Here is a 9,578-nt window from a genome sequence, read left to right as displayed (position 1 = left end):
TAAAAAAATTGAAACCCGTCAGGGTTTATTTGATATGCTCACTTTTATAAAATCTATAAAAGATAATAATAAACTATATGAAAAGACCGCATTTTGTATGAAAATATACCTTAAGTTGATGGATGTGTGGTGCTACTCCATACCCATCAAGCTAATATTTTGAGAACCCCCCATAACGAAAATTTTATCTTTTTATAGTTATTTATGAGAGTTCGACCCATTTTTTCGTTTTGAGGAACAATGAACTTCTTAAGTTGATGGACATGTAAGGTGACCCCACTAACGAGAATTATGTAAAAAGTAAAGCTGTTCTGATGGACGGTTTTTTGTATTTTTTGGTGAGCGTGGTTTTTTCCAAAATGCTGGCGATACTCCTTATAGTCTTGCGAAATATAATTTTAAATAATGCGTCTTTTGCTTCATTATGATTATATAAATGTATATAAATTGTAAGTCATATGTCCAATTATTACTGGGATTATTGAGTTAGTTTTCTTATAAAGCAAACCATAAATTATACCCATTAGAGTTGCAAAAATAATGAATGCAAAGTCATAGTTATGAGCTAAACCAAATAATAAACTGGATATAATTAACCCAGTAAAAAAAGAATATTTGATTTCTAAAAATCTAAGAATAATTCCACGATATAGAATTTCCTCTAAAACAGGTCCGATTAACACATGTGTTGATATAGCAATTATGTATATGATAAAAGATTGTTCGGACAATGTGTCTATGCCCAGATATATTGCTTGTATATTTGCTGAATCATTCGAGATGAGATCTGTTGTTTTACCCGATAAAACAACAAATATATTTGCAATCAATATATATACATATGTCTTACCTCGATTTAGTGATTTAATATTAAGCGTAGATAATATTAGACTATAAAAAGATTTACGTGTGAAAATGTAATAAATGGAAAATGAAAGTATAGAAAGGGTTAATAAAAAAATTTTTGTTATTTCTAAACTGTCATTATTATCAAATAATTGTTCGGTAAAATGTAATGAGAATACTATTTTTAATAATAGCCCAAAAAGAAATGGTGCAAACATCAATATTAGTAGTGCTCCTAAAATAAATTGTTTCAATGAAGTCAGATTTTGATTTTGTAAATTAGTCATAGATGTTAGGTCCTTTATATTTTATTTTAAAGTTTTGTGAAATTAGATGAATAATTAAAAATTATGTTATGAATGTTCATTTTGAATTTTTAATTGCAGTTTTAGAATAACCTAAGATATATATAAGTTAAATATTTTAATATTCAACATAATAGGTGTTGCTATATCACCTTACAAAATAAACTATCCCAAAACGAAAAAGCTAACTTCCTATCTGAAAAAAGATAAAAAGTTAGCTTTTTCGGGTACTACCACTAAGTTGTATTATGGTAACTCAATTATAGAAAAACGCCATTCTTCCCTATCATTTTTAAGAAAGAATGACGTTTTTTCATTTTGAAGTGTATTTCTTTTACTAGCTTAATAGCGATGTAACGCTATTTCTACTTAGAAAAGTATTTTCTGACTCCCTCATACACAGATTGTGCAAGTTGATCTTGATATTTGTCTGATGTCAATTTTAATCTTTCACTAGAATTTGTTAAAAATCCAGTTTCTACCAATATAGGTGGTGCAATATTATCCGATTTTAACACGCGAAGGTCTGGTCTCGGTTTTAAACCTCTATTTCTGGCACCAGTATTTTTAATTAGAGCCTCCTGTACATCACTTGCCAAAGAAATTACTTGTTGACTTTTTGGATGTTCAGGATTGTATAATGTTTCAATTCCATCTGCTGCAGTCGAATCAGCTGAATTAACATGCACACTAACAAAAATATCTGCTTTTTTTTCATTTGAAATACCAACACGATCCCCTAATGGAATAAAGATATCAGTTGCTCGTGTCATCACAACATTTGCACCACTCTGAGCTAATAATCTCTTTAACTTCATGCTTACTTGTAGGGCAATTGTTTTTTCATATATAGTTCCATATAATGTTCCTGAATCATGTCCACCATGTCCTGGATCAACAAGAATTGTTTTACCAAATATGAGTGGATTTTCAATCCAAACACCATTTGCATCAAAATAGTATACTTTACCATTCTCGTTTAACCAACCTATTTTCATTGCCCCATTTTGTTGTAAGTAGTACCAGTTACTTCCGTCTTGTAACCAATTTGTTTTCATTGCGCCGTTACTTTGCAGATAGTACCACGTATTTCCTTCCTGCAACCAACCTGTTTTTAGCATTCCATCGCTTTGCAAATAATACCAGGCATATCCTTCTTCTAACCAGCCTGTTTTCATCTTTCCATCTTGTTGCAGGTAATACCATGCATCGCCGTCTTTTAGCCAACCTGTTTTTTGCATCTCACCAGTACCTTGGAAGTAGTACCACGTATTTCCTTCCTGTAACCAACCTGTTTTCATTGCGCCATTTTGTTGTAGATAATATTTGTTATCCCCAAGCTGCAGCCAACCTGTTTTTAGCGATCCATTGCTTTGCAGATAGTACCACGTATTTCCTTCCTGCAGCCAACCTGTTTTTAACGTTCCATTGCTTTGCAGATAGTACCAGGCATATCCTTCTTCTAACCAACCTGTTTTCATTTTTCCGTCTTGTTGTATGTAATACCAGGCATTGCCGTCTTTCAGCCAACCTGTTTTCTGCATCTCACCACTACTTTGGAAGTAGTACCACGTATTTCCTTCCTGCAACCAACCTGTTTTCATCTTTCCATCTTGTTGCAGATAATATTTGTTATCTCCAAGTTGCAACCAGCCTACTTTCATTACTCCGTCACTTTGTAGATAATACCAAGTAGTACCTTTTTGCAACCAACCTGTTTTCATTGCGCCGTTACTTTCCAGATAGTATCGGTTAGTACCTTCTTGCAACCAGCCTATTTTCATTTTCCCATCTTGTTGCAAGTAAAATTTGTTATCTCCATACTGCAGCCAACCTGTTTTCATTACTCCACTTTCAATGAAGTAGTGCCATGCACCGTTTATTGATTGCCAGCCCGTTTGCATTACACCGCTTTTGTTGAAGTAATACCATGCACCGTTTATTAATTGCCAATCTTTTTGCATTACGCCGCTTCCGTTGAAGTAATACCATACGCCGTTTATTGACTGCCAATTTGTTTGCATTACTCCATTACTTTGCAGATAGTACTGGTTAGTACCTTCTTGCAGCCAGCCTGTTTTCATCTTTCCATCTTGTTGCAGATAATACCAAGCATTTCCTTCTTGTAACCAGCCTGTCTTCGGTTTTCCATCTGGCTGAATATAGTACCAGCCATTGTCTTTCTGCACCCAACCTCCTTGCTGTTTAGGTGCAGCTTGCACTGTATTACTACCTGATATTTTATTAGTTCCTAGTGATTCCTCACGTTTTACATCTACTTTGTCTTCTGGTTGCTTTGTTATATCTTCTGGTTGCTTTGTTGTATCTTGCTGTTCTACTTTTTGGTCTTGCTCTTTTTGCTCAGGTACTAGCATATCTCCCTGTTTAGACTGTTCTTGTTGTTCAGTTTTAATTTCTTGCTCTTGTTTTTCTCCCTCAGGAATTAACTGATTTTCCTGTCTAGAAAGTTCTTGTTGCAGGGGTGGCTGTTCATTATCTGTCTCAGCAAAAGTTTGCATCGGGCTAAGCACATAGCCTAATGTCAAAACAGTCACCACAGTCTTTTTCAACATTTGCATTTCTCCTTGTCTATTTTGTTTTAAAACATGAAGATTTCAATTCTAGTAAGATCATTAAAAACCTAACATTTTAATATATAATAATACAAAACAAAAAGAAGCAGCCTCTAAACATTTAAAGAATCTATGTCACGCGATATCGCTACATAAATCCTTCAGTTTGGAGGTTGCCTTAAGTCAAGTTTTAAAAAATTCACTTACTAATTAGGCATTAATATATAACTGATGTTCATGTTTCAATCTAATTATATTATAATATTGATATTTGAATCGCAATTATTTTCAATTGTAGTTATATTAATAATACATATTAAATTACAGTATTTTTTGTAAGATTAATATTTTATCTTACACATTAAATGTGAAAAATAGTAGTACAAAACTATAAATGTGAAGAAAATCACTTGTATATTATAACTATATTGAGAAATTATTCTATTATGTATATAATGTTTTAGGATTTAAAAGATACACACTGCAGTGTAAAAAAAGTCTAGATGTGTACATGATAGCCTTTAACATACTAAACAACAAATGTTAAAGCATTTTTTAAATGGAATATAATAGGCTATTAGAGGAAGGTATCATGAATCAAAATAATGTATATCCATTTAACGAACAGGTTCGTCATCAACAACTCATACAAAGTAGAAATATAAAAGCAGCTAGAAGAAAAAAAGCATTAATGATATGTTCGTTAATAGTTTTTAGTTTGTTATTATTTTTATATCACTTTGGAAAAATTTCAACTATATCTGTAACTGGAAATAAAATAATCTCAAAAGCTGAAATTATAGGTTTATCCAATTTAAGCCACAAAGATAATTATTGGAATTTACATGAAGAATATATAAAAAAAAGAATACAGAAAAATAATCTGATTAAAGAAGTCAATATTACAAAGAGATTTCCAAGTCAAGTTACTATTAATGTTAAAGAAAACAGTACTGTTGCATATATGATTAAAGATACTGAGTGTTATCTTCTACTTGAAAATGGTGCCATATTGGATAAAGTAGCAAATAATGAAATCTCCAAAAGTGTACCTGTAATAAAACAATTTACTAGAAATGATGGAAAACAACTTAGAAAACTGATTTCCGAGTTAAATAAATTACCAAGCGAAATTCAAAATATAATATCTGAGATTAATTTTTTGCCAACTAAGAATGATAAATTCCATATATATTTATATGCAAAAGATGGGTTTATAGTGAGTACTTCTATCACTGATTTATCTGAAAAAATGAAACTATATCCAGTCATTACTAAAGATTTAGATTCTAAACAATACCCTGTAATTCACTTAGAAGATTCTCTATTTGCAAATGATAAATTATAAGACTTGAGATTATATTCACTTTCATATGAGAAATAAAAAGAACTTGTAGTATTTTGAAGTGAACCCTGAAAATGGGATACACATCAAAACACCTAAACCACCTGTCCCTTATATTCTTTAGGGGATAGGTAGTTTAATTTCTCCTGAATTCGCACACAATTGTAGTAATGAATGTATTCTAACACAGTCTTTCGCACAGTTGTGTTGGATACTTTTGTTAGATTTTGTGAGTAAAAAGCTTCGCTTTTCAAATGTCCGAAGAAGCTTTCCATCACGGCATTATCATGGCAGTTTCCTTTCCGAGACATGCTTGTGATAATGCCTTTTTCTTTGGCATACATCTGAAATTGCTTTGCTGTATAGATGCTTCCTTGATTCGAATGAAGAATGACACCTTCTACATTTCGTCCTCTTAATGCTTGTCTTAATGTCTCTATAGATAATTGAAGGCTAGGTGATTCACTTATCACCTAGCTAATAATTTCACGATTAAAGGCATCCATGATTGTGGAAAGATACAAGGTACGTTCTCCGAATGTCAAATATGTTACATCAGTAAACCATTTTTCATTAGGAGCTGATGCTTCAAATTGTCGATTTAAAAGGTGTGGTGCTACCACAGGTTCAGCACCAGTGATATACCTTTTTTTCTTACAACGTACACGCGATAGTAAATCGTAATGTTTCATAATACGTAATACCTTTTTATGATTGATACAAATCCCCATTTTTCTAAGGGTAGCTGTAATTCGTCGGTATCCATAACGGAGTTTATGACGCAAACAAACCGTTTGAACAGTCTTCTCTATTTCACTTGTAGAAGCTTGTACTGTGTTTACCCAACGATAGAACGTTGAGTGTGGTAAGCCTAATATTTTACACAGTTCTTTGACAGTCATGTTATCTTTCACTTCATTCCATAGCTGAGCTACAACAACTGGGTTCAACTCCTTTCTATTTCCAGATACTTTCCCCATACAAGTAATTGAGCTTTTAAATGTTTGTTTTCCAAACGTAACTGTTCTATTTCACTTAACTCTTGAGGCCCTTTTCCGTAAGAATACTGCTTACCTACAGGTTGTTGGAAACGATGAGTTTGATTTGTATGATACCAGTTCATCCATCTTTTAATTTGACTTACATTTTTAACCCCTAATGTTTCCATAATTGTTCGGTTAGAATAACCTTCCTTTTTCATTTCAACGACTTTCCATTTTATTTCTTCTGGATAATGAACTCTTTTCTTCAAATGAAAAACACCTCCACTTAATTCGCATTTAGTATGCGAATTAAGGAGGTTTTTTTTCATGTCCCCTTAATGGGGTTCACTTTAGTTTTCTACAAGTTCTTTTTTAGATGAAATAAAGAAGCTCCTATTCCTGTTCTACCTAAACAATAGGCACATCTTTTAACCAGGTTCAGGTTAAAAGTCCCCCCTCTCAATTTGCGTGAAGGTGCATAGTACCCACAAATAAGTGCGAGATACAAGATTACTTTCATCATGGAATTGAGAAGCTCCCACCTCTAAGTACTAACGTATATGACAAGTAGCTCAAAGCTGTCTTCTTGTTGATCCAATTTGCACAGAGATAGTTTTGAATTTTGATGTTACTTGCTCTAAAAAATGTGACACAGACGAGGCTTGAAAAATCCGAAAAGTTGAACTAGAGATTTGATACTGAAAATCTGTAAAAATCAGAAGGGAAGGAAATACAGCTGCATGTTGAGGTTGCCAGGATTCTTTCCGCCATTCTGTACTATGAAAATATAATTCATATCGCTTTATTTTTGTCTGCATAACGGATTTGCTGTAAATAGAGTTTTGCACTTCAATAAAAAATGGACTTTTTCGCCATATTGTAAAAACATCAGGTTCCATATATTCTTTTCCATACTTTGGTTCTACATTAAATATTTTAGGTTGTTCATAATGAATAAGCTGTTTATATACATCAACGATACCGAGAAAATGGGGTACCTTTTGACTTGTTTTTCGCATTGTACTTGGTTGAGGGAAATATATATACGGCTGCTTCAATACATTCGCATCTACGTGACCATCTCTTCGTAATCGCTTCATAACTGTGTTGCAACATGTCACAGCATTTTTTAATCCACTAAAGTGTAGATCAATAATATCATCACGGGACATACATCTAAACCTCTGTAAATCACTCAAAATCGCTTTATCTCTATTCCTCATCTTCTAACACTCCAAATACAGATTGTTGTTCTTCTAGAGGATTTTGTAACGATATATCTTCTTTTGGTAAACGATAAGGTTCTACGATTTCTTTTGCTTTACTTAATTCTAAATAAGGAGCTTGCACTTTCTTGAATCCATTCAATTTCAAAATCATTTGCCCAGACTGTTCTAGTTCCTCTGCTCCTGGTGTCCCCATAATGTTACTGTTTATTACGCTATCACATTTAAAGCCCATTCTTACGGTCATATTAAGCTTTAATTTTCCATCTAATATTCTTGCATCGGGCCGTTGCATAGAAAGCATTATGAAAACTCCTAGCGCCCTTCCTACTGCTGATATCTTTTCAACTTTGTTCATACACTCTTTTTCATCTTGAAGCATTGCGACCTCATCAATACATACAAGAATGTAAGGTTTTGGTTCATCTGTTTTTAGTTTGTTGTATTTATCAATATGATCTACTTCATATTCCTCCAGAAGTTTTCTGCGTTCTTTGATTTCCTGCCAAACTTTATTAAGCATAATCTTCACTTCTATTTCTTCCATACACACTTCTTTTACATGTCGTACTCTTCGTAAGAAATGAAATTCCGAGTTCTTCAAATCTTCCAGATATAAATGTAACTTATCAGAAGACATACACTGAATCAGGGTAGATAAAATAACACGTACCATACTACTTTTTCCGCTTCCTGTTTCACCCGCTACAAGTAAGTGTGGTGTGTTAGCATTAACCATGTCGTATACAATCCTCTTACCAAATAGATCACGCCCTACAACAATGGGTAACCGGTACTTCTCTAACAATGATTGCCACTTCTTATAACAGTAATTATACTGTTTTAGACCAGTATCAGATTGAAATACATTGAGTACGAATCGTTTGATGTCGCCTTCTATAGCGATGTCCTTTCCTAATATCTGTTGGAAGCAAAACCACTTTTTTTCTATTTTCTGTGGATCTAATCCATTAGGAATAGTAAATATATACCTCACGCATTCTTTTGAAGATGTAATGTCATGTATCTTTGGAAAGATTGGAATTTTCCCTCCACGTGTCTGATGTTCAAAATATAATTCTGCTTTTCGGAATACCTCTGTAAGTCGATGTTTTAAAGTACGTTTTTGTATCCATTCTTTTATAGCCATCAAGCACCTCCTAGAACATCATTACAATTCGAATAAAGACATAACCAATGAATCCAACCCCACTAATTCGAATTCCATGATATAGTCCATTAGATAACCACCGCGCTGCAGATATATAATCATTTTGTATCAAGTATTTCTCTAATATAACTCCACCAATTACAATTGAGCCCATTATTCCTAATGCTATATATGTGTCTAATACCGGTTTTGTCATATGAAGAAAAGCCACCGGATTTAATGAATGATAACTACGTTCTTTCTTTTCTTGAATTCTATATAAGCCACTTATGAATGAACGAAATGAAATTACTTCTTTTCTAACCCCCACAAACACCCTCCCCTTTATAAACAGAATTAAAAATGCAGACATCATATACTTCAACACGTGTAAAACTATGGTATCGTTACTTTGGTAATAACCTTGATAGCTAGTTTTGTAACATGTTAAAGATTACTTTGATAGATAATTTTGTAAACTGTCACTTATCTACCTTAATTAAAGCTCATTTCATTACTTTGGCAGCTGCTTTGGTAAATCATATGGCGCACAGCTTGTACATTATTAACACTTTTGTTTAAAAAAATCATGCATTGGTAAAAATGATAGGAACCAAGCATTTAAGAATAGGAGTGTAAATAGTGTTCGGATTAGGAAAACCATTATCTAAGTTTGGAAAGTTTTTAAAGAGAAATCAGATTGCTCAAACAAAATTAAAGAAATGGAGTGGTGTAAATCAAAATACCATCAGTAGAATTTCACGATCAAACGATTTCAAGCCATCATTAGGTAATGGACAGAAAATAATTAAAGCTTTGAAGAAAAAAGGGTATAATGTAGATTTCGATGACTTTTGGATGTGAAAATCGGCTCTATAAACGGGAGCTGATTTTTTGTGGAGAAATCCTCATTTTTTTGCTTTATCACTGAGTAATCTTACAGAAAGGGTATGATTGTAGCAAAAGGTTTTGGAGAGAGTATTATGAAACCATCGGTATCCAAGATTTTAAGCAAAAGCTTAATTTATCATCTTCTGACAGAAGACTCCTTCCTCAAAAATGTGAAGGTGTGAAACACCAATTTTAGGTGGGAGATGAATGTCGGTAGGCGAAAGCCTACGTTTTTTAGTATACTGTAGTCATCATACTA

At 33.1% G+C, this 9,578-nt stretch carries 7 protein-coding genes and 1 pseudogene; 2 read left to right on the top strand and 6 right to left on the bottom strand.

All coding sequences use genetic code 11. The annotated features are described in order from the left end of the window. Nucleotides 1-428: 428 nt before the first annotated feature. Together AAIE21_RS28910 and AAIE21_RS28905 are read right to left on the bottom strand one after the other, a co-directional pair. Nucleotides 429-1,133, bottom strand: coding sequence for a CPBP family intramembrane glutamic endopeptidase (locus AAIE21_RS28910; protein ID WP_343269830.1), 705 nt, complete (start codon nucleotides 1,131-1,133; stop codon nucleotides 429-431). 383 nt (nucleotides 1,134-1,516) lie between these two features. Then, the gene (locus AAIE21_RS28905; protein WP_343269829.1) at nucleotides 1,517-3,724 is read right to left on the bottom strand and encodes an N-acetylmuramoyl-L-alanine amidase; all 2,208 of its coding nucleotides are present in this window, start codon (nucleotides 3,722-3,724) and stop codon (nucleotides 1,517-1,519) included. A gap of 592 nt (nucleotides 3,725-4,316) precedes the next feature. Here AAIE21_RS28905 and AAIE21_RS28900 point away from each other — a divergent pair. Continuing rightward, the gene (locus AAIE21_RS28900) at nucleotides 4,317-5,072 is read left to right on the top strand and encodes a cell division protein FtsQ/DivIB (RefSeq protein ID WP_343269828.1); all 756 of its coding nucleotides are present in this window, start codon (nucleotides 4,317-4,319) and stop codon (nucleotides 5,070-5,072) included. A gap of 92 nt (nucleotides 5,073-5,164) precedes the next feature. Here the strand turns inward: AAIE21_RS28900 and AAIE21_RS28895 are convergent. The 4 genes and pseudogenes from AAIE21_RS28895 to AAIE21_RS28880 form a co-directional block, all read right to left on the bottom strand. Then, a pseudogene (locus AAIE21_RS28895) lies at nucleotides 5,165-6,321 on the bottom strand (IS3 family transposase). Nucleotides 6,322-6,624: 303 nt separating this feature from the next. Next, entirely contained in the window at nucleotides 6,625-7,275 is a 651-nt protein-coding gene (locus AAIE21_RS28890) for a replication-relaxation family protein (RefSeq protein ID WP_343269827.1), read from the bottom strand. Next, nucleotides 7,265-8,431: an FtsK/SpoIIIE domain-containing protein gene (locus AAIE21_RS28885; RefSeq protein WP_343269826.1), complete on the bottom strand. Its 1,167-nt coding sequence runs from the start codon at nucleotides 8,429-8,431 to the stop codon at nucleotides 7,265-7,267. The genes AAIE21_RS28890 and AAIE21_RS28885 overlap by 11 nt, the downstream gene beginning before the upstream one ends. A 7-nt stretch (nucleotides 8,432-8,438) precedes the next feature. Next, nucleotides 8,439-8,759: a hypothetical protein gene (locus AAIE21_RS28880; protein ID WP_343269825.1), complete on the bottom strand. Its 321-nt coding sequence runs from the start codon at nucleotides 8,757-8,759 to the stop codon at nucleotides 8,439-8,441. A gap of 311 nt (nucleotides 8,760-9,070) precedes the next feature. Here AAIE21_RS28880 and AAIE21_RS28875 point away from each other — a divergent pair, with 311 nt between their 5' ends. Further along, entirely contained in the window at nucleotides 9,071-9,292 is a 222-nt protein-coding gene (locus AAIE21_RS28875; RefSeq protein ID WP_343269824.1) for a transcriptional regulator, read from the top strand. Nucleotides 9,293-9,578 lie beyond the last annotated feature (286 nt).

It is taken from the genome of Paenibacillus sp. 102 (assembly GCF_039549175.1).
GTDB lineage: Bacteria > Bacillota > Bacilli > Bacillales > Bacillaceae_G > Bacillus_A.
Note: the sequence above shows the minus strand (reverse complement) of the source record. Positions and strands in the feature narration are given on the sequence as shown.